20 protein-coding genes are annotated in these 22,474 nt (G+C 59.1%); 6 read left to right on the top strand and 14 right to left on the bottom strand.

Features of this window, described 5'->3' with window-relative positions; all coding sequences use genetic code 11:
- From FT726_RS08990 to trmB, 4 genes are all read right to left on the bottom strand, one after another.
- The coding region (locus FT726_RS08990; protein WP_346302684.1) for an Ig-like domain-containing protein at positions 1 to 1,415 on the bottom strand (1,415 nt) is incomplete at its 3' end.
- 210 nt (positions 1,416 to 1,625) lie between these two features.
- Entirely contained in the window at positions 1,626 to 2,342 is a 717-nt protein-coding gene (locus tag FT726_RS08985; protein WP_288424726.1) for a DUF2884 domain-containing protein, read from the bottom strand.
- A gap of 172 nt (positions 2,343 to 2,514) precedes the next feature.
- Positions 2,515 to 2,841, bottom strand: coding sequence for a YggL family protein (locus tag FT726_RS08980; RefSeq protein ID WP_021313105.1), 327 nt, complete (start codon positions 2,839 to 2,841; stop codon positions 2,515 to 2,517).
- On the bottom strand, positions 2,841 to 3,560 hold the full coding sequence (trmB, locus tag FT726_RS08975) for a tRNA (guanosine(46)-N7)-methyltransferase TrmB (RefSeq protein ID WP_021506621.1): 720 nt from the start codon (positions 3,558 to 3,560) through the stop codon (positions 2,841 to 2,843). Before trmB ends, FT726_RS08980 begins: the two co-directional genes overlap by 1 nt.
- Before the next feature lie 154 nt (positions 3,561 to 3,714).
- Between trmB and mutY the strand changes: the two genes are divergently transcribed.
- The 3 genes from mutY to mltC are packed head-to-tail and all read left to right on the top strand — an operon-like array spanning position 3,715 to position 6,206.
- Positions 3,715 to 4,800 (top strand): A/G-specific adenine glycosylase, encoded by a 1,086-nt coding sequence (gene mutY / locus FT726_RS08970; RefSeq protein WP_346302683.1) that lies wholly within the window; start codon positions 3,715 to 3,717, stop codon positions 4,798 to 4,800.
- On the top strand, positions 4,800 to 5,072 hold the full coding sequence (locus FT726_RS08965) for an oxidative damage protection protein (RefSeq protein ID WP_010617014.1): 273 nt from the start codon (positions 4,800 to 4,802) through the stop codon (positions 5,070 to 5,072). Before mutY ends, FT726_RS08965 begins: the two co-directional genes overlap by 1 nt.
- 54 nt (positions 5,073 to 5,126) lie before the next feature.
- Positions 5,127 to 6,206, top strand: coding sequence for a membrane-bound lytic murein transglycosylase MltC (mltC, locus tag FT726_RS08960; RefSeq protein WP_021506619.1), 1,080 nt, complete (start codon positions 5,127 to 5,129; stop codon positions 6,204 to 6,206).
- A 68-nt stretch (positions 6,207 to 6,274) separates the two neighbouring features.
- On the opposite strand, the gene FT726_RS08955 is transcribed toward mltC, so the two are convergent.
- Positions 6,275 to 8,422, bottom strand: coding sequence for an ornithine decarboxylase (locus FT726_RS08955; RefSeq protein WP_150059346.1), 2,148 nt, complete (start codon positions 8,420 to 8,422; stop codon positions 6,275 to 6,277).
- A gap of 560 nt (positions 8,423 to 8,982) precedes the next feature.
- Here FT726_RS08955 and FT726_RS08950 point away from each other — a divergent pair.
- The gene (locus FT726_RS08950) at positions 8,983 to 9,975 is read left to right on the top strand and encodes an MDR family oxidoreductase (RefSeq protein ID WP_104093694.1); all 993 of its coding nucleotides are present in this window, start codon (positions 8,983 to 8,985) and stop codon (positions 9,973 to 9,975) included.
- Between the two features lie 16 nt (positions 9,976 to 9,991).
- Here FT726_RS08950 and FT726_RS08945 read toward each other — a convergent pair whose 3' ends face one another.
- From FT726_RS08945 to FT726_RS08925, 5 genes are read right to left on the bottom strand one after another with little or no spacing between them, the layout of a single operon-like run.
- The gene (locus tag FT726_RS08945) at positions 9,992 to 10,771 is read right to left on the bottom strand and encodes a heme ABC transporter ATP-binding protein (protein WP_058757122.1); all 780 of its coding nucleotides are present in this window, start codon (positions 10,769 to 10,771) and stop codon (positions 9,992 to 9,994) included.
- On the bottom strand, positions 10,764 to 11,765 hold the full coding sequence (locus FT726_RS08940; RefSeq protein WP_288424716.1) for an iron ABC transporter permease: 1,002 nt from the start codon (positions 11,763 to 11,765) through the stop codon (positions 10,764 to 10,766). The genes FT726_RS08945 and FT726_RS08940 overlap by 8 nt, the downstream gene beginning before the upstream one ends.
- The gene (locus FT726_RS08935; protein ID WP_058771526.1) at positions 11,758 to 12,582 is read right to left on the bottom strand and encodes a hemin ABC transporter substrate-binding protein; all 825 of its coding nucleotides are present in this window, start codon (positions 12,580 to 12,582) and stop codon (positions 11,758 to 11,760) included. Before FT726_RS08935 ends, FT726_RS08940 begins: the two co-directional genes overlap by 8 nt.
- On the bottom strand, positions 12,579 to 13,610 hold the full coding sequence (locus tag FT726_RS08930; RefSeq protein WP_346302682.1) for a ChuX/HutX family heme-like substrate-binding protein: 1,032 nt from the start codon (positions 13,608 to 13,610) through the stop codon (positions 12,579 to 12,581). The genes FT726_RS08935 and FT726_RS08930 overlap by 4 nt, the downstream gene beginning before the upstream one ends.
- A 50-nt stretch (positions 13,611 to 13,660) precedes the next feature.
- Positions 13,661 to 16,027 carry a TonB-dependent receptor domain-containing protein gene (locus tag FT726_RS08925; RefSeq protein WP_021506611.1) on the bottom strand — a complete coding sequence of 789 codons (2,367 nt, stop codon included), beginning with the start codon at positions 16,025 to 16,027 and terminating at the stop codon, positions 13,661 to 13,663.
- Positions 16,028 to 16,369: 342 nt separating this feature from the next.
- On the opposite strand from FT726_RS08925, the gene FT726_RS08920 reads away from it, so the two are divergent.
- Complete coding sequence (locus FT726_RS08920; protein ID WP_288424710.1) at positions 16,370 to 16,657, top strand: SelT/SelW/SelH family protein; 288 nt, start codon at positions 16,370 to 16,372, stop codon at positions 16,655 to 16,657.
- 5 nt (positions 16,658 to 16,662) lie between these two features.
- Here the strand turns inward: FT726_RS08920 and FT726_RS08915 are convergent, their stop codons facing one another.
- From FT726_RS08915 to dnaK, 4 genes are all read right to left on the bottom strand, one after another.
- The gene (locus FT726_RS08915) at positions 16,663 to 17,202 is read right to left on the bottom strand and encodes a PadR family transcriptional regulator (RefSeq protein WP_282996055.1); all 540 of its coding nucleotides are present in this window, start codon (positions 17,200 to 17,202) and stop codon (positions 16,663 to 16,665) included.
- A gap of 85 nt (positions 17,203 to 17,287) precedes the next feature.
- Positions 17,288 to 18,061, bottom strand: coding sequence for a siderophore-interacting protein (locus tag FT726_RS08910; protein WP_346302681.1), 774 nt, complete (start codon positions 18,059 to 18,061; stop codon positions 17,288 to 17,290).
- A gap of 375 nt (positions 18,062 to 18,436) precedes the next feature.
- Positions 18,437 to 19,573 (bottom strand): molecular chaperone DnaJ, encoded by a 1,137-nt coding sequence (gene dnaJ / locus FT726_RS08905; RefSeq protein ID WP_021508663.1) that lies wholly within the window; start codon positions 19,571 to 19,573, stop codon positions 18,437 to 18,439.
- Positions 19,574 to 19,676: 103 nt separating this feature from the next.
- Positions 19,677 to 21,587 (bottom strand): molecular chaperone DnaK, encoded by a 1,911-nt coding sequence (gene dnaK / locus FT726_RS08900; RefSeq protein WP_021508662.1) that lies wholly within the window; start codon positions 21,585 to 21,587, stop codon positions 19,677 to 19,679.
- 297 nt (positions 21,588 to 21,884) lie between these two features.
- Between dnaK and satP the strand changes: the two genes are divergently transcribed.
- The gene (gene satP, locus FT726_RS08895) at positions 21,885 to 22,445 is read left to right on the top strand and encodes an acetate uptake transporter (RefSeq protein WP_058757128.1); all 561 of its coding nucleotides are present in this window, start codon (positions 21,885 to 21,887) and stop codon (positions 22,443 to 22,445) included.
- Positions 22,446 to 22,474: the final 29 nt, after the last annotated feature.

Here is a 22,474-nt window from a genome sequence, read left to right as displayed (position 1 = left end):
TTCATGATGCCGGTATAGAAACAGTTGTTGGTGGTGCCATGTTTCAGTTCGGTGACTTTCAACCCGCCGTACTGATACACACGGCCGGTTTGCCAGCTGGTATTGGCGCGACAGTTCCAGTTCTCTTCGCCAGAACTGTGCTTTACGCCAGAGTCATAGTTAATCGCCCAGTTGGGCGCATAGTCACTGACGTTACCCGCCACATCGACCGCTTTTACCGTAAAGTTGTTGCTGCCCGGCTGCATGTCGCGGTCCGGGGTAATCTGCCAGCGCCCATCGGCCCCCACCGTCGCGCTGCCGGCTGCCACGCCGTTCTGGTACAGCGTCACCTGACTGTAAGGCTCGGCCTGTCCGGAAAAATCGAGCCGCTTATCGTCGGTGGTCTGGCCCGGCAGCACCGGCTGGATGGTGCCGACGTCATCGATAGCCTGCAGGATGGTGGGCGTGTTGATACGGGTGTCGATGGTCAGCGTCCAGCTGTCGCTCCATTGACTGACGTTGCCGGCTTTATCGCTGCTGCGGCTGCGAAAACGCCAGTCGCCGTCCGGCAGCAGATCCTGCGGCGGCGTCCAGTGCCAGTGGCCGCTGCTGTCGACGGTGGCCGTACCGCCGACAACCCACTTTCCGCCCGGTGCGGCATACTGAATGCGCACCACGCTGCCGGGCTCGGCTTCACCGTGCAGTTCCGGCCGGACATCATCGGTGGGTTTGCCGCAGCCAAACTGGCCCTGATACAGCCCGCGATTGTCGTCGTAATAGCTGAACGTCGGCGTTTCCGGGGTAAGCGTATCGAGATGAAAGGTCCACTTCGGCGACGGCTGACTGCGGTTGTCGGCGCGGTCCTCGGCCTGCGCCGTCAGGTTATAGGTTCCGTCCTGCGGCAGATCGAGTTGTGCCTGCCAGTTGCCCTGCGCATCGGCACGGACAGAGGCGAGAAGTTGGTTGCCATTATAGAGATAAACCAGCGCGTTGGCTTCGGCCTGCCCGCGTACCACCGGCTGATCATCGTTGGTATAGCCGTTACGGCGGATGCTGTTACCGTCCTCCACGCCGCCGGCAACGTGATCCTCTATCGCTTCGATGATCGGTCTGGCGGGCGGATGAGTATCAATATTGTAATCCACGCGCGTAGGTGCGCTGTGATTGCCGGCGGCATCCACGGCGGTGAAGGTTAGCTGGTATTCACCATCGGCCATCGGCTGCGGCGGCATCCACTCGAAGTGGCCATTGATCACCGGCACGCGTAGCGGATTGCCACCGTTAACCGTCACGATGACTTCAACGGCGTCCGGCGTTTGTACCGTTCCCTGCCAGCGTTTTTGCGGATCGTTGTACCAGCCGCGCTCGGCAACGATAACCACAGGGGGTGATAAAACCGGGTGTGAACTGGAAGCAGAGGCGTCAGAAAATAACATAAAATTTCCTTAAAAATTAATGAGTTAAACAGGCTGAATGCCCGTTGATATAGTTATTAATGCGGAAATTTTGCTGTTATCAGATTCGTCCCGAATCTAAGACAATCCGTTAAATCACGGCTTAAAAGCTACGGGGATAAAAAAGGCGCCACTGTTCAGAAGAACAATGACGCCGTGATGTTCCGTGCATTCAGCGGCAACGCGGCTGGCTTAGCCCTTTACGTTCTGCATCAGCGTCTTGCGCTGGCTCTCCAGTGCGGTCACCCGGTTACACACTTCATGACCGAAGTTCTGGAAATCCTGCTCCTGATTGTTCCATTCAGTCTGAATCGACTGCTGTAGCCCGCCGAGGTTGCCCATCAGCGCCTGCAGCGGATTGCTGCCGCTGGCGGCCTGTTTGGTGCCCATCTCGTTCAGGCTATCCTGCAACACCCCGCCCAGCGTGCTCTGCACCAGCTTCTCGCCGTCGGCGCGCACCTGCTCAATGGCCTGATGGTGGAAAGTCAGGCCATCCGGGCGATGCTCGATGATGCGGTTCATCTGCTGCTTCAGCTGGCCGTTCAGCGTAGTCAGGCGATTGCGCACATTGCTGTCCGCCCCGAGTTTTTCGACGATTACTTTATCCAGCGCCACGCGGCCCCGCTCCAGACGGGTGGTTGCGCCGCTATCAACCCACGGCAGATCGCGACGCAGCGCGTTCTGGTAGTCAATCGCCTGCTGGCGCGTGGCGTTATCGACGCTCACCGCCTTGCCGTCGAACTGCACATCGCCCTGCGGCGTGATTTCAAGGTTGCCGTTGCTGCCCACCACCTGCACGCTCTGGGGTTTTATGATCACATCATCCTTTGGATTGACGCTGCACTGATAGTCAGCATGCGCCTGAGCTGCCGCCAGCAGCAGCGCGGCGAGAAGAGCCTTACGAACCATGAAATCTCCTGCAGATGTGAATAGTCTGATAAGCGGTGACATTGTGCTGCGTCTGGCGATGCGCAATAAATTGCGCCGCTACGAAAGGTGCATTGGACAAGCGAATCAACCAACACGCACTGAATGTGTAGCGGCGCGATTCATCGCGCGAAGTTATCGCCAGTGGTGATACTTAGTCCCACCAAACGTCGAAGAGTTCAGTGACCTGAATATCGGCGAGATTTTTCTTTTCCAGCCAGTTACGCACCAGCTCGCGGTGCGCGTCGGTGCATTTGCCGGTCTGCTGCAGACACACCAGCCCTTCCCACACCAGATAGCCGCTGCCGTCATAGGCCAGACCATTCGGATCGATCACCTCATTGATGAACTGATCGAGCGTGGCATCCACCTCTTCCTCACTGGTGCCTTCGGCAAAACGCCAGGCAACAGAGAAGCCCAGCTCCTGAAACTCATCAACATGCAACTTTTTACGTAAACGGCGGCTACGTTTTACAGCCATTATTTCACCCTCTCAAACATCAGATCCCATACGCCATGGCCCAGTCGCTGCCCGCGCTGCTCAAATTTGGTTAACGGACGCGTTTCCGGACGTGGCACGTAATTCTGGCTCTCCGACTGATTGCTATAGCCATCGATGCTGCTCATCACTTCCAGCATGTGCGTGGCGTACTCTTCCCAGTCGGTCGCCATGTGGAACACGCCGCCCAGCTTCAGCTTGCGCAGCACCAGCTCGGCAAACGGTACCTGGACGATGCGGCGCTTGTTGTGGCGCGCCTTATGCCATGGATCCGGGAAAAACAGCTGCACCATGCGCAGCGAATTGTCCGGCACCATGTTTTCCAGCACTTCCACCGCGTCGTGACACATCACGCGCAGATTCTGCACGCCAGCCTCTTTGGCCGAGGCCAGACAGGCACCGACGCCTGGCGCATGCACTTCAATGCCGAGGAAGTTCTGATGCGGATTGTTCTGCGCCATGGTCACCAGCGAGGCACCCATGCCAAACCCAATCTCCAGCACCAGCGGCGCTTCGCGGCCAAACAGCGCGACCATGTCCAGCGGCTGCGGCTGATACTCGACGCCCATCTCCGGCCAGTAATTGTCGAGCGCGAGCTGCTGTCCTTTCGTTAAGCGCCCCTGGCGGCGCACAAAACTGCGGATACGGCGCAAAGGCCGCCCGTTCTCATCAAATTCCGGGGTGATGACGTCATTAATCATGTTGAAACCTGCTGGTTAGCCTGTTCAGGGAAACGGGCATTATGCAAAGTTAAGTAACAGAAGCAAGCCTTTGCAATCTTCCGGTTTACACCCTGATGTCTCTATGCTGGAATTCCTGCCTGATTGTAGAGTAAACATGGAAAATTTCCTTCTTATGATGCAGGCGCCGCAGTTCGCGCAACAGGTGCTGGAGTGGTACCAACGCTTTGGCCGTAAAACTCTGCCGTGGCAGCTGGAGAAAACGCCCTATAAGGTGTGGCTCTCCGAAGTGATGCTGCAGCAGACGCAGGTTGCCACCGTTATTCCCTATTTCGAACGCTTTATGGCGCGCTTCCCCACGGTTGCCGACCTGGCCGCCGCGCCGCTTGATGAAGTGCTGCATCTGTGGACCGGCCTCGGCTATTACGCACGGGCGCGTAACCTGCACAAGGCGGCTAAACAGGTGGTTGAGTTGCATGGCGGCGTATTCCCGCCCCATTTCGATGAGGTCGCGGCGCTGCCGGGCGTCGGCCGCTCCACGGCGGGCGCGATCCTGTCACTGTCGCTTGGCCTGCATTTCCCGATCCTCGACGGCAACGTAAAACGCGTGCTGGCGCGCTGCTATGCAGTGAGCGGCTGGCCGGGCAAAAAAGAGGTGGAGAAGCGGCTGTGGCAGATCAGTGAAGACGTCACGCCAGCGGAAGGCGTCAGCCAGTTCAATCAGGCGATGATGGATCTCGGCGCGTTAGTGTGTACTCGCTCCCGCCCGAAATGCGACATCTGCCCGCTGAATAGCGGCTGCGCGGCCTATGCACAGGGCAACTGGGCTGATTATCCCGGTAAGAAACCGAAAGTCACGCTACCAGAGCGCAGCGGCTGGTTCCTGATGCTGCAGCACGGCGACGAGGTGTTTCTGGAACAGCGTCCGCCGGTGGGTTTGTGGGGCGGCCTGTTCTGCTTCCCGCAGTTCACCAGTGAGCAAGCGCTGACTGACTGGCTGGCGGCGCGCGGCATCCACGCGAAGCCGCAGCAGCTTACCGCGTTTCGCCACACCTTCAGCCATTTCCACTTAGATATTGTGCCTATGTGGCTGGCGTGGCCTTCCTCCGGGTCGCTGATGGATGAAGCCGGCGGTCTCTGGTATAACTTAGCGCAACCACCGTCAGTGGGGCTGGCCGCGCCGGTAGAGCGCCTGCTGCATGAGCTGCGCCATCCCCGGCAGCTTCAACTGCGAACCAGTTTGACCGAAGAGGAAGAGTAATGAGCCGCACTATTTTTTGTACTTATCTGCAACGCGACGCTGAAGGCCAGGACTTTCAGCTCTATCCTGGCGAACTGGGTAAGCGCATCTACAATGAGATTTCCAAAGAGGCCTGGCAGCAGTGGATGTCCAAGCAGACCATGTTGATCAACGAGAAGAAGCTCAACATGATGAACCCGGAAGATCGCAAAGTGCTGGAGAAGGAGATGGTGAATTTCCTGTTCGAAGGCAAAGATGTGCACATTGAAGGTTACACCCCGCCAGAAAAATAAACGTTCAGGGCCTCCCTTTGAGGCCCTCTTTTTCGAGTCAGGCACGCATTCACAATGAATAAAAAACTGATAGCACTGCTGGTCATCGCACCCCTGTTAGTCTCCTGCTCCGGACAAAAAAAATCGCAGTACCATGAAGAGTGGGTTAAGGACACCAACGGTTTTGACATTCTGATGGGGCAATTTGCCGCCAACATCGAGAATATCTGGGGAATCAATGAGGTTCTGATCGCCGGACCCAAGGACTACGTCAAATACAGCGATAACTATTACACCCGCAGTCACATCAACTTCGACAGCGGTAGCATCACCATTGAGACCATTTCCGGCACCGATCCGATGGCCAGCCTGCGTCAGGCCATCATCACCACGCTGTTGATTGGTGACGATCCGGGCAACGTCGATCTCTACTCCGACGCCAACGATATTCAGATCAGTAAAGAGCCGCTGCTGTACGGCCAGGTGCTGGATAACACCGGTCAGCCGATCCGCTGGCAGGGACGCGCCGGTAACTTTGCTGATTACCTGATCCAGAACAAACTGCAGAAACGCACCTCCGGGCTGCACGTCATCTGGTCGGTGACCATTCCGATGGTGCCTAACCACCTCGACAAACGTGCGCACAAATATCTGCCGCTGGTGCGCAAAGCGGCCGAACAGTATGGCGTTGATGCCTCGCTGATTCTGGCGATCATGCAGACCGAATCGAGCTTTAACCCCTATGCGGTAAGCAACGCCGATGCGCTGGGTCTGATGCAGGTGGTGCAGCATACTGCCGGGGTCGATGTGTTCCGCATGAAGGGCAAATGGGGTAAACCGAGCCGCAGCTATCTGCTTGATCCGGCCAATAATATTGATGCTGGTACCGCATATCTGTCGCTGCTGCAGAAGAGCTATCTCGGCGGGATTCAGGATCCGCTGTCACGCCGTTACGCAGTGATCACCGCTTATAACGGCGGGGCGGGCAGCGTGCTGCGCGTGTTCTCCAGCGATAAAGACCGCGCCTTCGCCACCATCAACGGCATGTCACCGAGCCAGGTGTATCAGACGCTGACCACCAATCATCCGTCGGCCGAGTCGCGCCGCTATCTGTACAAAGTGAGCCAGGCACAGCGCAGCTACCACCGTTATTGATTCGCGCTCATCGCCACCTTCTCCCGCCTGCGGGAGAAGGTGGCGTGCGATGGGGGAACAGCCCCCTCCTACAACATCATATTCGCCACTAACCGCTTGTGCCCGCTGTCATCCTCCTCGGTGTAAACCCCCTGCAACTCCGGTGAAAAGCCCGGCAGCAGATTGATACCCGCTTCCAGCGCGAGGAAATAGCGCTGCACTGCCCCGCCCCAGGTTTCGCCTGGCACCACGCACAGCACACCCGGCGGATACGGCAGCGCCCCCTCGGCGGCAATGCGCCCTTCGGCGCTGGCGATCGGCACCAGCTCAACGTCACCGCGAATATACGCCTGATGCGCATCCTGCGGATTGACCTCGACTTTCGGGAAACACGCCTGACGGAACATGTCGCGCTGCAGATCCTTAACGTCGTAGCTGACGTACAAATCGTGCATCTCCTGGCACAGGCGACGCAGCGTGTAGCCCTGATAGCGCTCGACGTGCCTGCGATACACGCTCGGCAGCACTTCGGCCAGCAGCGCATCCTCACGCACGTGCTGTTCAAATTGCTCCAGCATCGCCACCAGATGCGCCATTTTTTCCGGCGTTTCCGCTGGGGTCAGCAGGAACAGGATTGAGTTGAGATCGCACTTCTCCGGCACGATACCGTTCTCGCGCAGATAGTTGGCGAGGATGGTAGCCGGAATGCCAAAGCGGGTGTATTCGCCGCTGGTGGCATCGATGCCTGGCGTGGTGAGCAGCAGTTTGCACGGGTCCACCAGATACTGTCCGGCATCGTAACCGGCAAAACCGTGCCACTTCGCGCCCGGTTCGAAGCTGAAATACGCCGGATCGGCGGCGATGGTGGCGGTTTCTGCCGCCTGCCATGGCTTGCCGTGCACCTGCTCCGGCAGGAAGGGCTGAATCAGGCTGCAGCGCTCGAGGATCGCTTTGCGTGCCTCAATGCCCAGCGTGACGCAGTCGTGCCACATGCTGCGCCCCGCTTCGCCCTGATGCATTCTGGCGTTGATATCCAGCGCAGCGAACAGCGGATAGAACGGGCTGGTTGAGGCGTGCAGCATAAACGCGTTGTTCAGCCGCTTGTGTGGGCAGAAGCGTTTCTGGCCGCGAATATGGTTATCTTTCTTGTGAATCTGCGAAGTCTGCGAGAAGCCCGCCAGCTGCTTATGCACCGACTGGGTGACAAAGATCCCCGGATCGTTCTCGTTAAGCTCCAGCGTCAGCGGCGAGCAGCCGGCCATCAGCGGAATAAACTGCTCATAACCCAGCCATGCCGAATCAAACAGGATGTAGTCACACAGATGCCCGATGCGATCCACCACCTGGCGCGCGTTGTATACCGTGCCATCGTAGGTACCAAGCTGGATGATCGCCAGCCGGAACGGGCGCGGCTGATCCGCGCGCTGTGGCGTGACCTGGCGCACCTGCTCGCGCAGATACGTCTCGTCGAAACAGTGCGCATCGATGCCGCCAATAAAGCCAAACGGGTTACGCGCCGCTTCCAGATAAACCGGCGTGGCGCCCGCCTGAATCAGCGCACCGTGGTGGTTAGATTTATGGTTATTGCGGTCAAACAGCACCAGATCGCCGCGCGTCAGCAGCGCATTGGTCACCACTTTGTTGGCGCTGGAGGTGCCGTTCAGCACGAAGTAGGTTTTATCGGCGTTGAACACGCGCGCGGCATATTTCTGAGCATCCTTGGCCGAGCCTTCGTGGATCAGTAAATCGCCCAGCTTGACGTCCGCGTTACACATATCGGAGCGAAAGACGTTCTCGCCGTAGAACTCATAAAACTGACGTCCGGCCGGATGGCGGCGGAAAAACGCCCCGCCCTGATGGCCCGGACAGGCAAAGGTGCTGTTCTGCATATCGACATAGCGCGTCAGGGTGTCGAAAAACGGCGGCAGCAGTTCCGCCTCGTACGCCTGCGCCGCCTGCTCCAGCGCCTGCCACTCTTCCGCTGCGCCGTTGATCTCTCCGGTCACGCCCGGCAGCGTCAGCACCGCGTCATCAAAGGCGTTCGCGACAAACACCGGCAGATTGAAGCCAGTCTGGCGCAGCAGCGTCAGCACGCCGCTGCGTGTATCGGCCAGCGAGACCACTACCGCGGCCACGTCGGTGAAATCGGTATTATCCAGCGTCACCACGTCGCGCGCGGTGTTGAGACTCAGGCTTGGCGCTACCGCTACGCTGGCAGCAATTTTCAATGGGTTCATAACACAAATCCCCGTAATGAAGGATGAGTGGGTGCCAGTGGCACAGCAATGAGGAAATTTCCCCGGCGAATAACGTCCGGCGGCCGCAACCGATAGACATCAGTAAAGCCAGATCGCGTCTGTCTTTACTCATATCCAACAGCGAACGGGGCGTAGCCTCACCGCATAGTGAGCGGGAAATGCGAACAACAGATGACAGAGGCGCGCTTGTCATGAAGCGCACGGCGACAAGTGCAGATGTGCATTGTACCGGGCATGGCGGCGTCCTCAGCAATGAAGATGGGAAATAAATTCGGGCGACATGATGGCATCTTTTTTTCCCGCGAACAACCAATCAGGGCGGAATTTTGATGCAGAACGCCAATGCGCTACTTCATTGATTTAAATGAATAATAGTTAAGGCGTCTATTTTTAACTGCCTGAATAGTCGAAGATTACGCAAAGTTATGCAGAATGTAACACCGGTGCGATAGCGACCGCCTGCCGCGCCCATCCGCCTGGCACTCCCTGCGGCAGAAGCGTACTATGGAGCGCACTTCTCCCAACCAGCCGGAGGCTGCATGTTCAAGGCACTGGTCATTGAAAATGATGAACAGGGATACCGCACATCCCTGCAGGATCTGTCAGAGCAACAATTGCCCGATCAGGATGTTACCCTCGAAGTAAGCTACTCCACCCTCAACTACAAAGACGCGCTGGCCATCTGCAATAAAGGGCCGATTGTGCGCCAGTTTCCCATGGTGCCGGGCATCGATTTTGTTGGCCGGGTGATCCACAGCCGTCATCCGGAGTGGCAGCAGGACGATGTTGCGCTGCTCACCGGCTGGGGCGTGGGTGAAAAACACTGGGGCGGGCTGGCGCAGAAAGCCAGCGTCTCCGGCGACTGGCTGGTTAGCGTCCCGGCGGCGCTCAGCCCGCTGCAAACCATGGCGATTGGCACCGCCGGCTTTACCGCGATGCTGTGCGTGCTGGCGCTGGAAAAACAGGGCATCACACCGCAGCACGGTCCGGTGCTGGTTACCGGTGCCAGCGGCGGCGTGGGCAGCTTCAGCGTGAGCCTGCTGGCGCGTCTCGGCTATGAGGTCGTGGCATCCAGCGGCCGCGCCAGCGACAGCGCCTACCTGCTCGATACGCTCGGCGCCTCCGCGATTATCGACCGTAACGAACTGAGCGCGCCCGGCAAACCGCTGGCGAAAGAGCGCTGGGCCGCCGCGATCGATAGCGTCGGCAGCCACACGCTGGCCAATGTGTTAGCCGGGATCCAGCGCGACGGCGTGGTCGCCGCCTGCGGCATGGCGCAGGGCCTCGATCTGCCCACCAGCGTCGCGCCGTTTATTCTGCGTGGCGTTACGCTGGCCGGCGTGGACAGCGTGATGTGCGCCAAACCGCTGCGTCAGCAGGCGTGGCAGCGTCTGGCGGAGCTGGTTGACGGCGCGCTGCTGGAGCAAATGACCAAAGTGATTCCACTGAGTGAGGCGCGCGCAGGCGCAGAACAGCTGCTGGCGGGCCAGGTGCGTGGGCGGCTGATTGTCGATTGCCGCCAGGCGCCCTGACCCGGTGCAGGTGCAGTTATGGCCGCAATTGTATCTGCGGCCGATCCTGCGCTGGCGGCGTAACCACCTGCAGGTCGGCCTGATACCAGCGCGTCAGGATCGGTTCGGTCATCACCGCGTGCGGCGCGCCCTGCGCCACCAGCTGGCCGTGGTGTAACAACAACACCCGATCCGACCACAGTGAGGCCAGATTCAAATCGTGCAGCACCGCGCAGACGCTAAAACGGCCATTGCGCGTCAGCCGGTGCAGCAGGCGCAGAGTGGACTGCTGCCAGTAGAGATCGAGCGCGGAGGTGGGTTCATCCAGCAACAGCCAGCCGCGCGGGCCGTCGTCATGCCACAGCTGCGCCAGCACCCGGGCCAGCTGCACGCGCTGCTGCTCCCCGCCCGACAGCGAGCGATAGTCGCGCTGCGCCAGCGGCGCGCTGCCGGTTAACTGCATCACCTCCTGCACCACCGCCTGGCAGTTACCGGTCGGCCAGGGTGCGCGCCCCATCGCCACCACGTCGGCAGCCGGCAGCGGAAAGGTGACGCTGTTTTGCTGGCGCATCACTGCCCGGCGCTGCGCCAGCGGTTCACGCGGCCAGGCCGCCAGTGGACGATCGCCCAGCCAGCATTCGCCGGCGTCCGCGTGCAGAAAGCCGGTCAGCAGACGCAGCAGCGTCGACTTACCGGCACCGTTAGGACCGATCAGGGCAACCATTTCGCCCGGCGGCAGCGTCAGGGAGACATCATCGATTAAGGTACGCGTTCCCCGGCAAAACCGCAGTCCGCGCGCCTGCAACTGCTCACTCATTCAGCCCCCTTTGCTGGCGCAGAATCTGCCACAGGAACCACGGCCCGCCCAGCAGACTGGTTAGCAGCCCGACCGGCATTTCGGCCGGAATCACCACGGTGCGCGCCAGCGTATCCGCCAGCAACAGCAGAATCGCTCCCGCCAGCGCCGCGCCCGGCAGCAGCCAGCGGTGGTCACTGCCGAGACAAAAACGCATCACGTGCGGCACCACCAGCCCGACAAAACCGATAATGCCGCTGACCGCCACCGCCGTGCCCACCAGCAGCGCACTCAGCACCAGCAGCTGGCGCTGCGTGCGTTTAACATCGACGCCCATATAGTGCGCGTCCTCTTCGCCCAGCTGCAGCAGATTGAGGCGACGCGCGCGCGTCTGTACCAGCAGCAGCGCCGGAACAATCAGCAGCGCACACACCAGCAGGCTCGGCCACTGGGCACCCGTCAGGCTGCCCATGCCCCACAGCGACAGCTGACGCAGCTGCTGGTCGTTGCTCAGCCACGACAGCACGCCAACCGCCGCGCCGCATATCGCATTGATAGCAATGCCCACCAGCAGCAGGCGCGCCAGCTGGCTCTGCGCCAGCCGGCTAAAGCTGAAGATCAGCAGCGTCACTACCAGGCTGCCGGCAAACGCTGCCAGCGAGGGCAGCCACAGCGCCAGCAGCGGCGGCAGGCTGAGCGGCAACACCACTGAGAGCGCCACCGCCAGCCCGGCACCGCTGCTGATACCCAGCAGTCCGGGATCGGCCAGCGGATTACGAAACAGCCCCTGCATCACCGCGCCGGACACCGCCAGCGCCATGCCAGTCAGCACCGCCAGCAATACGCGCGGCAGGCGAATTGTGAGCCAGATTTGCCAGGCCAGATCGCTGAGCGGCGCCTGCCACAGCGTGCGCAGCGACAGCGGCATCGCGCCGAGGTTGGCCGCCAGCAGCATGCACGCCAGCATGCTGATGCTCATTAACATCAGCCAGCGCATCATCAGGCGGTTAATCATGCTGCGCGGCTTCCGCCGCATGGCGCAGGCGCAAAATCGCGCCCGGCGTATCGAGGCCGAAACTCAGCAGCGCCATCTCATCAATCACCAGCAGCGCGTGATGCTGGCCGGCCGGCGTGAGCTGCAGGCCCGGCAGTGCCCACACCGCCTGTTCGCCTCCCAGCGTGCGCAGCCCCTCTTCGCCGACCACCACCAAATCCGGTGCCGCCGCCACGACGCCCTCCTGCGACAGCTGCTGATAGTGCGGCACCGCGCCCATGGCATTAACCAGGCCGGCAGCGCGAATTGCGCCGTCAGCGCCGGTCTGCGCACCAGCCGCCTGGGTACGTAATCCACCGTGCGCCATGATAAACAGCACTTTCACCGGCAGCGGCTGCTGCGGTAGCTGCGCACGCTGTTTGTTGACCTTGTCGATCAACGCGCGGGCCGCCTGTTCACGCTGCAGCGCTTTGCCAATAGTGGCGATTTTGTCCGTGATGGCATCGAGGCGGTTATCACCACTGACCTCCACTACCGTTACCCCTGCGTCCGCCACCTGCTGCAACACCAGCGATGGTTTAGCCAGCGCGCTGGCCAGTACCAGCGTCGGTTTCAGTGCCAGAATGCCTTCCGCGTTGAGCTGGCGCATATAACCGATATCCGGCAGCCTGGTGGCCGCCGCCGGATGCTGGCTGGTGCTGTCGCGCGCCACCAGCTGCGCCTGCGCATCCAGCGCGTAGACGATCTGCGTTACATCGCCCCCGATAGTAATGATGCGCTGCGCCGCCCACGCCGGCAGCGTCAGCAGAGCAAGCAGTGTCAGGATCAGCGCTTTCATGCGGCGGCTCCTGTCGGCGTCAGCGCCATCACCTGCTCGCGCCAGCGTGCCTGTTCCGGCGTGCCCTCGCTGCGCTGGCCGTACAGCTGGGCAATCTGCGTGCCATCGGCAGCAAACAGCTCCAGACTGGTGACGAAGCCATCGCCGCCCGGCTTGCGCGTCACCCAGCTCTCGTGAATGCGATCCGCCATCAGATGCAGCGTGAACGTGGGGTTAAAAACGTTAATCCAGTTATCCAGCGGCACTACTTTCCCGATAGTACCGGTAAAGATCTGGGTACAGCCGCGATTGCCGACGAAAATCATGATTTCATTGCCATCCTGCTGTACCTGGGCCAGCAGCGTTGCCAGCGCGGTGTTGCTCACCTGACGCGCTAAATCATCCGGCACCGCGCGAAACGCCTGCGGCCGCGAGAGATGGTGACGCTTCAGCAGGCCAAAGAACTGATGCACATCGGTCATGGCACGCCACTCCGCTTCGACAGTGCCAGCATCCACCCTGTCGCTGAACGGCGTGGCGCTGACCGGCTGCGGCTGCAGCTGAGGCGCGTGCGCCAGCCGGAAGCGCTCAATCAACGCCTGCCACACCGGCATCTCCGTTTGCGCGGTGGTGTAAATTTTCAGCACCGCATCAGCGTGACGATCGAAAATCTGTATGCTCTGCCGTTCGCCGTGCGCGGTCTGCTCGTGCAGGAAGAAAGCACTGTGCCACTGCGCGGGAAACAGACGCTGGTCGAGCGCACGCGGATTAAGCACCAGCCCGCCATGTTCGCCGAGATGCAGATTGCTGTAGGTTCCCAGCTGTTCGTGCACCGCCCAGGCATTGCGCGTAATACTTTTGGTCTCACCCACTGCCGCCAGCGCCGTCAGCAGCGCCGGAAAATCGGCGCGCAGCGGCTGCGCGTCGTGGCCTACGCGCGCTTCGCACAGCTGTGCTTCCCCTATGCCCATCAGCGCGGCTAAATCACGCGCGTACATTTTTGGCTGCTGGCCTTTCAGCGCCAGATAGTGTTGATAGCGTTGATGCATTGCGCTTGCTCCCGTGAAAATGCCCTGCGCCACCGCAGGGCGAAAAGTGATTAGAAGTCGACGTTCACGCCCAGTTGCCAGGTGCGTCCCGGCATCACGGCCAGATTGATGTCGTTGCGCTCCTGCGCGCTGGCGCTGGTCAGCGTGCGGCTGCTGAGGTAATCCCAGTATTTACGATCGGTAATGTTGTAGACACCGCCGCTCAGCCTGACGTTTTTCGTCAGCTGCCAGTACGCGGTGGCATCGATCAGGCCGTAGCCCGGCACGCGCATGTATTCGCTGCTGGCGTCGCTGATGGCCGCCCCGCTGTTGCTGTAGCTCTCACGGTTGGTGGCGCTGGCCTGTTTGCCTTTGACGAAGGTGGCGGTGAGCGCCGCGCCGTAACCGCGCGCTTTGTCGTCCCACGCGACGCCGACAATCGCTTTTAGCGGCGCGACACTGTCGAGATCGATGTATTTGTCGCCCAGATAGCGGGATTTCGCTTTACCCTCGCTGTAGCCGAGCGCGAACGTGCTGCTCAGGCCATCCACGGTCGGGAACCAGCTGCCGTAGTTGACGCGGGTGCTGATCTCCGCCCCATAAATGTAGGCTTTGTCGCGGTTCTCAGCCTGATAGCTGGTGTAGATGTTGGCCGGAACATTGACGAACATCGCCGGGTTGGTGGCGCGGCGATAGCGGGTGTAGGCAATAAAGTTTTTGTAGGTGTTGTAGAACACCGAGGTATTGAGGGTGATGCCGTCGGTCGGCTGTCCTTTCAGACCCCACTCAAAATTGTTGCTGGTCTCGGTTTTCAGATCGGCATTACCAATCAGCGCATACTGCGCGCTGCCGGCGTAGCTTGAACCAAGGTTCCACGAACCGTACAGCTGGCTGGTGGTCGGGAACTCCACGCCGCGCTTATATTGCAGCCAGGTGGTGAGCGCCGGATTGATATCGTACTGGAAGGTCAGTGACGGCAGCACTTCGGTGTCTGAATTGGTCTTGCCGTACAGTTTTTCCACCTGCTCTTCGGTCAGCACCGTGCTGCCGTTGGTCAGATCGCCGAGGTTCTTCGGTTTGGTGCTTTGATGAATAACGCGCACGCCGGGAATCACCGCGAAATTGTGGCTATCGAGATCGAAATTGATTTTATCCTGCAGATAACCGGCCACGGTCCAGGAACGGCTGTCTGACTGCGGCTGGGTAATGGTGCCGAAGGTGCCCGGGTTCGGCGCCTGGCGGAACGGACGCTCGCTGTTCTCCACGCGCGCGTTGACGCCGCCGCTCAGCTCGTGGCGGCCGAGGGTTTTGCTGGCGCGCGTGTCAAACCCTAAGGTATCGACGTTGTAGTCAGAGTAGACGAAGCCGTACTGACTGGCGCTGGTCGGTAACCAGGTGGTGTCGTGCGCCTCGGTTTGCTGCCAGTAAACCCGCGTGGTCAGCGTATCGATCATCTCGTTGTACGGCGTCCACTCATCAGCAAGATTAATGCCCCAGCGGCGCGAATCGCTCTGCTGTTGCGCAGTGCCCCAAATAGTGTTGCCGCTGCTGCTGTCCCAGGTATCGTAGTGGGTGTGATTGGTTTTGTGGTAGTAATCGAAGGTGGCGCTCAGCTTGTGCTGATCGTTTGGCTGCCAGATGCCCGACGTCATAAAGGCATCCGAGTGCCAGTTGGCCGGGTAGGCGTCTTTTACGCCGCTGTTGTTGCGCGTCTGCTGGCCGTCGCGGCGGCTGTAGACAAACAGGCCGCGCAGTTCATCATCCCCTGCCGCCGCAGTGATGCCGTTGTGCCAGCTGCGATCTGCCGAACTGTAGTCGCTCTGATAACCGAAATAGTGGGTTTTATCGCTGCTGAGGTAGTCGTCCGGCGACTTGTTATGAAACGATACGTTACCGCCGATGGCGGTGTTAGGTTGTTCCACCGATGTAGCGCCCTTCTCAATTTCGACGCTGCCAAACATATACGGGTCGATGTAGTCGCGACCGATACCGAAGGTATTGTTACCGGCGCGACTGACGTACGGACGACCGGTGGCGTCCGGTACCGGAATGCCATCAATATCCAGACCGACACGGTTACTTTCCAGGCCGCGAATGTTGTAGCCGGTATAGCCTGCACGGTCAAAGCCGCTTTTACCGGCTGACGAACCGCCCGCCGCGCCAGTGGCGCTGACCAGCGGCTCATAACGCATGATCGAACCGAAGTCATTGGCGCCGCGTTTTTGCAGATCGCTGGCGGTGAGTGTGGTTTTGCTGCCAGCCTGCTGCTTAGGTGCGGTAACGGTCATTACCGGTTCGTTGCTGCTGTTGTTCTCTGCGGAACGCGCCAGCGTACTGCTGTCGCTGGCGGCATAGCTGCAGGCTGCGTGAATGGCTGAAGCAAGAACAGCGACTTTACACAGACGCTGCTGAACAGTTCCCTGAAGGTTGAAAGACATGCGCGAAATACCTGGTTAATTGTTAGTATTCGCTCACTTGTTTGCTGCCAGAAAAACACGGCTTTATGCTAAAAACCGTGAAACAGCGCGTCACGCTGGCCAGATAATGTTATCGATCCCGGCACCTGTGGCACAGTGTCATGCGCGCTTGAGTGCACAGCTGCCGTATATAACTGGTCGCGGTGCCGCAGGGATGCCTGTGGGATTTATAGAGAGTAAAATAATGGCGAAAACAATCTAATGCAATTGCTAATCATTATCAATATCATTTGCATCAAGATGTATCTTTGTGCGCACAATTTGTTAACCCATGATTAATCAGGCACTAACAGGAGGGATAAGATGGCAGATAAACCGGCAGTAACCATTCACTACTGTACCCAATGTAACTGGCTGCTGCGTTCGGCGTGGATGGCGCAGGAGCTGCTGCATACCTTTGCCGGCGATCTCAGCGCGGTCACGCTCCAGCCCGGCAGCGGCGGCGTGTTCGAGATCAGCATTGATGGTCAGGTAATTTGGGAACGCAAACAGGAAGGCGGCTTTCCCGATGCGGCAGCACTGAAGCAGCGGGTGCGCGATGTCTGCTGGCCGGGTCGCGAACTGGGGCACGTGGACAAGAAGAAACCGTAACGCGCTTAGCTGTTGGCGATCTTCTCTGCCGCGTCCTGCAGCGCCGCCACGACAATTTCCACCGTGGCCGGTGAAATCTGCTCCTGCGACAGCCGGTGATTGAGCGTATAGCGAAGCGTATGGATCGCCTGCTCTACCTGCGGAATGCTGCGGTTGTTGACCAGGATCGCCAGCGAAGTGAGCCGCCCGATAATCACCGCCACGTTTTCGCCATTTTCCGCCAGCAGCGCGCGGCCCGCATCGTTGAGCGCGTAGGCTTTGCGCGTGGCCTGGGCATCCACCACGCGAATGGCGTCCATCTCTTCCAGCAGCGTCAGGTTCGGATAAATAATGCCGGGGCTGGGGGAATATTCGCCTTTCGACAACTCTTCCACCGATTTGATCAGCTCATAACCGTGCGCCGCGCCGCTGGCCAGAAAGTGCAGCATCAGCAGGCGAATATCACTGGCATCCAGCATCCTTTCGCGCCGCTTTCTGCGTGCGCCGGCACAGCTGGCACGCTGTGCCGCATCGGCGTGCGCTGGAACATCCCGCTGCTGTTTCATCGCCTTCCCGGGGTCAGTTGAGGGAGGTTGATAGTAGTCTGGTGCCTGGTAAAATTCAACACAGGCGGCAGCGGGCCGGCGCCGGTTATTTCTGATGCCAGTAAGCGACGGCGCGCACCAGGTCGCTGTGCGCCGCACGTTGCTGAGTAAAGTAATCGCTCAGCTGTTTCACCGCCGCGCCTTCGCCGGTCAGCCAGATGAAGTAGTCATCAGCAGGCAGCACAATCGGGTCCAGCAGCGGCGTCAGCGCCTCAGCCTGCATGTTGCCGCTGCCGAGCCAGCTCACCGTGACGTCCGGCAGGTCGCCAAGATACGCGCGGCCGATTGACTCATCAACACAGGCCAGCAGATGAATCTGCTGTGCCTGCATTTCCTGATAGCGGCGCTTAAACGCCGGCAGACCGGTCTCATCACAGACATAAATCTGACAGGCATAATCCACCGGCACGACGCATGAGCCGCGCGGGCCGCCCATCGCAATGCGATCGCCCGGCTGAGCGGCACTCGCCCAGCTGCTGGCGACGCCGCCGTCGTGGATGTAAAAATCCAGCGTCAGCGAATCGCTGCCATTAAAAGCCAGCGGCGTATAGTCGCGCGCCGCCGGACGTACGCCGTCAGGCCAGACGATGCCTTCTTCGGTCATGTGTGGCAGCGCCAGCGCACCGCCCGGCGTATCCGGGAAAAACACTTTGATGTGGTCGTCAAAAGAGGGCGAGTGGAACCCCGCCAGATCGCTGCCGCTAAAGACGATGCGCCAGAAGGCATCGGCCACCCGCGTTTTGCTGGCGACGGTGATGTGACGGAAGCGTAATTCATTGCGCACGCGTTGTGGAGCGCGATAGTGAATCGGGTTTGGCAACGTTTCTCTCCCTGCAGCGACGGTCCCGCGCTACTGCGCTACCGCACACCGCTGATGGTGCATGTTATCGAAAATCATTCTCATTAAACGCCTTGCAAGATACCTATGATATATTTTCGGCGCAATGCCGAAAAATGCTATTGGCGAAAACGGAGCCGGTTTTTGCAAGGTGAGGAAGCGTTTTTTAGTGGAGATTTTCACGGCTTGAGGTCGCCATAAATGGCGACCCTACAGCGTGTCAGCGTATTTTTGAAAGGTAACGGCTGTCGGGGATGTGAATGACGAAAACAATGCCGTTGAATATCTGCATGGCAGAACTGCGCATAAAAAAAAGCGGAGAGTCGCCTCTCCGCTTGTTACTGTCTGCGCACCCGATTAGCGGGTCAGATCGTCAAAGAACTTCTTTACGCCGTCGAAGAAGCTTTTCGAACGCGGGCTGTTTTTCTCACCGGTGGGTCCGCCGAAGCTCTCTTCCAGCTCGCGCAGCAGCGCTTTTTGCTTGTCGTTGAGGCTGACCGGGGTTTCCACCACCACGCGACACAACAGATCGCCGACCGCACCGCCGCGCACCGACTTCACGCCTTTGCCGCGCATGCGGAACAGTTTGCCGGTCTGGGTTTCTGCCGGTACTTTCAGCTTCACGCGACCGTCGAGCGTCGGCACTTCAATCTCGCCGCCCAGCGCTGCCATGGCAAAGTTGATCGGCACTTCGCAGTACAGGTTGTTATCTTCACGCTCGAAGATCGGGTGTTTCTTCACCGAAACCTGCACGTACAGATCGCCAGCCGGTGCGCCGTGTTCGCCCGCTTCACCTTCTCCGCTGAGGCGGATACGGTCGCCGGTATCGACGCCTGCCGGGATTTTCACCGACAGCGTTTTCTGGCGCTCAACGCGGCCATGGCCGTGACAGGCGTTGCACGGATCTTTAATCACCGAGCCGCGACCGTGACAGGTCGGACAGGCTTGCTGCACGGTAAAGAAGCCCTGACGCATCTGTACCTGGCCCGCACCGTGACAGGTCGGACAGGTCTGCGGCTGGGTGCCCGCTTTGGCGCCGCTGCCGTGGCAGACATCACACTCTTCCAGCGTTGGAATGCGGATCTCTTTGGTCACGCCGCGTACCGCTTCTTCCAGCGTCAGTTCCATGTTGTAGCGTAAATCGGCGCCACGTGAGGCGCGCTGACGGCGACCACCACCAAAGATATCGCCGAACACGTCGCCAAAGATATCGCTGAAGTCGGCACCGCCGCCACCAAAGCCGCCGCCGAAGCCGCCACCACCGCCCTGCTCAAACGCCGCATGACCGTACTGATCGTAAGCTGCACGCTTCTGCGCATCGGTGAGGATCTCGTAGGCTTCCTTGACCTCTTTGAATTTCGTCTCGGCCTCTTTATCGCCCGGATTACGGTCCGGGTGATACTTCATCGCCAGGCGCTTATAGGCCTTTTTGATTTCGCGCTCATCGGCGGATTTTGAGACGCCTAAGATCTCGTAAAAATCACTCTTAGCCATTTTTCTCTGCCCTTAACATGATCGCACGGGCGTGGAGAGATCTCCGACGCCCGTGCTGGTTTCAACGGCTGTCAGGCCAGCCGTCGCGCCCGGTCAGGGGCAATTATTTTTTATCTTTCACTTCTTCGAATTCAGCGTCGACAACGTCGTCATCTTTCTTCGCCGAAGCGTCGCCGGCATCCGCTGCGCCGGCCTGAGCCTGTTGCTGCGCCAGTTCCATCAGCTTGCTGGACACTTCCATCAGCGCCTGCATTTTGGCTTCGATTTCTGCTTTATCTTCGCCTTTCAGCGCGGTGTTCAGCTCGTTCAGGGCAGACTCGATCGGTGCTTTGTCTTCCGCTGACAGTTTGTCACCGGCTTCGTCCAGCTGCTTACGCGTGCTGTGCGCAATCTGGTCACCCTGGTTACGCGTCTGCACCAGCTCTTCGAATTTACGGTCTGACTCGGCGTTAGCTTCCGCGTCACGAACCATTTTTTCGATCTCTTCCTCGTTCAGGCCAGAAGAAGCTTTGATGGTGATCTTCTGCTCTTTACCGCTGTTTTTGTCCTTCGCAGACACGTGCAGAATACCGTCAGCATCGATGTCGAAGGTCACTTCGATCTGTGGCATACCGCGCGGCGCTGGCTGAATACCGTCGAGGTTGAACTGGCCCAGCGATTTGTTATCCGCTGAACGCTTACGCTCACCCTGCAGCACGTGAATGGTCACGGCAGACTGGTTGTCTTCAGCAGTCGAGAACACCTGGCTGTGCTTGGTTGGGATCGTGGTGTTCTTGCTGATCAGCGACGTCATCACGCCACCCATGGTTTCGATACCCAGCGACAGCGGGGTCACGTCCAGCAGCAGAACGTCTTTTACTTCACCAGCCAGCACGCCGCCCTGTACCGCAGCACCCACAGCGACCGCTTCGTCCGGGTTCACGTCTTTACGTGGCTCTTTACCGAAGAACTCCGCCACTTTCGCCTGCACCATTGGCATACGCGTCTGACCACCAACCAGGATCACGTCGTTGATGTCAGAAACCGACAGGCCAGCGTCGTTCAGCGCCACTTTCAGCGGCTCAATCGAACGGGTAACCAGATCTTCCACCAGTGATTCCAGCTTCGCGCGGGTCACTTTAATGTTCAGGTGCTTAGGACCAGTCGCATCCGCCGTGATGTACGGCAGGTTAACGTCGGTCTGCTGCGCAGAAGAGAGCTCAATTTTCGCTTTCTCTGCGGCTTCTTTCAGGCGCTGCATCGCCAGCGGATCGTTGTGCAGATCGATGCCCTGATCTTTCTTGAATTCGGCAACCAGGTAGTTGATCAGACGGCTGTCGAAGTCTTCACCACCCAGGTGGGTATCACCGTTGGTCGCCAGTACTTCAAAGGTTTTCTCGCCGTCGACTTCGTCGATCTCAATGATAGAGATGTCGAAGGTACCGCCACCCAGGTCATATACCGCGATGGTGCGGTTGCCCTGACCTTTATCCAGGCCGTAAGCCAGTGCCGCTGCGGTCGGTTCGTTGATAATACGTTTTACGTCCAGACCCGCGATACGGCCGGCGTCTTTAGTCGCCTGACGCTGCGCATCGTTGAAGTAAGCTGGAACGGTAATAACCGCTTCAGTTACCGGCTCACCGAGAAAATCTTCTGCGGTTTTCTTCATTTTTTTCAGCACTTCTGCAGAGATCTGCGGCGGTGCCATTTTCTGGCCCTTTACGTCCAGCCATGCGTCACCGTTGTCAGAACCGATGATTTTGTACGGCATGATTTTGATATCACGCTGCACTTCTTCGTCCTGGAAACGACGGCCGATCAGGCGCTTGATTGCAAACAGGGTGTTCTGCGGGTTGGTCACCGCCTGACGTTTAGCCGGTTGACCGACCAGAGTTTCGCCATCCCCGGTATATGCAATGATTGACGGTGTGGTGCGATCGCCTTCGGCGTTTTCAAGCACGCGTGCTTTGCCACCGTCCATAATCGCCACACATGAGTTGGTTGTACCCAGGTCAATACCAATAATCTTACCCATCTAAACGTCTCCCACTTAAATTCTTTGCCAAATTGGGTTGTGAAGCAGAGATGCGGTCACGCTGACCACTTTCAACTGCTGCGGCAGATTTTTTTGCTGCCTCACAATGCTTGATGACAACTAAATGGGGCCGCTTCGAAGCGCATCAAGGGTTAGTACTAAAAAAAATTTAGATTCGCTTACCGCGTGAGATCAAAGTGCGGCAAAAGCCACCTGATTATGATGCAGCGCCCCGCGCCCCACCGCTGTTGGCGCGGGCGTTAAACCAATAAACAATAACGCTGCTGCTGAGGAATTATGGGCAACACCACGCTGGCGAATCCCGCCCCACTGGGCCTGATGGGTTTTGGTATGACCACCATCCTGCTCAACTTACACAACACCGGTCTGTTTGAAATGGATGTGATTATCCTGGCGATGGGCCTCTTTTATGGCGGCATCGCGCAAATCCTTGCCGGGCTGCTGGAGTATAAAAAAGGCAACACCTTCGGCCTGACCGCCTTTACCTCCTACGGCAGCTTCTGGCTGACGCTGGTGGCGATTCTGCTGCTGCCAAAAATGGGACTGGCTGCCGCCGCCGATGGCCATTTCCTCGGCGCTTATCTGGCACTGTGGGGCCTCTTCACGCTGTTTCTGTTCTTTGGCACGCTGCGGGCCGCAAAAGTGCTGCAGTTTGTGTTTGCCAGCCTGACGCTGCTGTTTGCGCTGCTGGCTATCGGCCATCTGCTGGATCACGCGGCGCTGCTGCGCATCGCCGGCTGGGTGGGCATCGTCTGTGGTGCCAGCGCCTTTTATCTGGCGATGGGCGAAGTGCTGAACGAGAAGTTTGAGCGCAGCGTGTTGCCGATTGGCGAGTAATCAACGGCGCGCGGAGCCGTGCCGCTCCG

Origin of the sequence: Pantoea sp. Morm, assembly GCF_016643525.1 — a bacterium.
Taxonomy (GTDB): domain Bacteria; phylum Pseudomonadota; class Gammaproteobacteria; order Enterobacterales; family Enterobacteriaceae; genus Pantoea; species Pantoea dispersa.
Note: the sequence above shows the minus strand (reverse complement) of the source record. Positions and strands in the feature narration are given on the sequence as shown.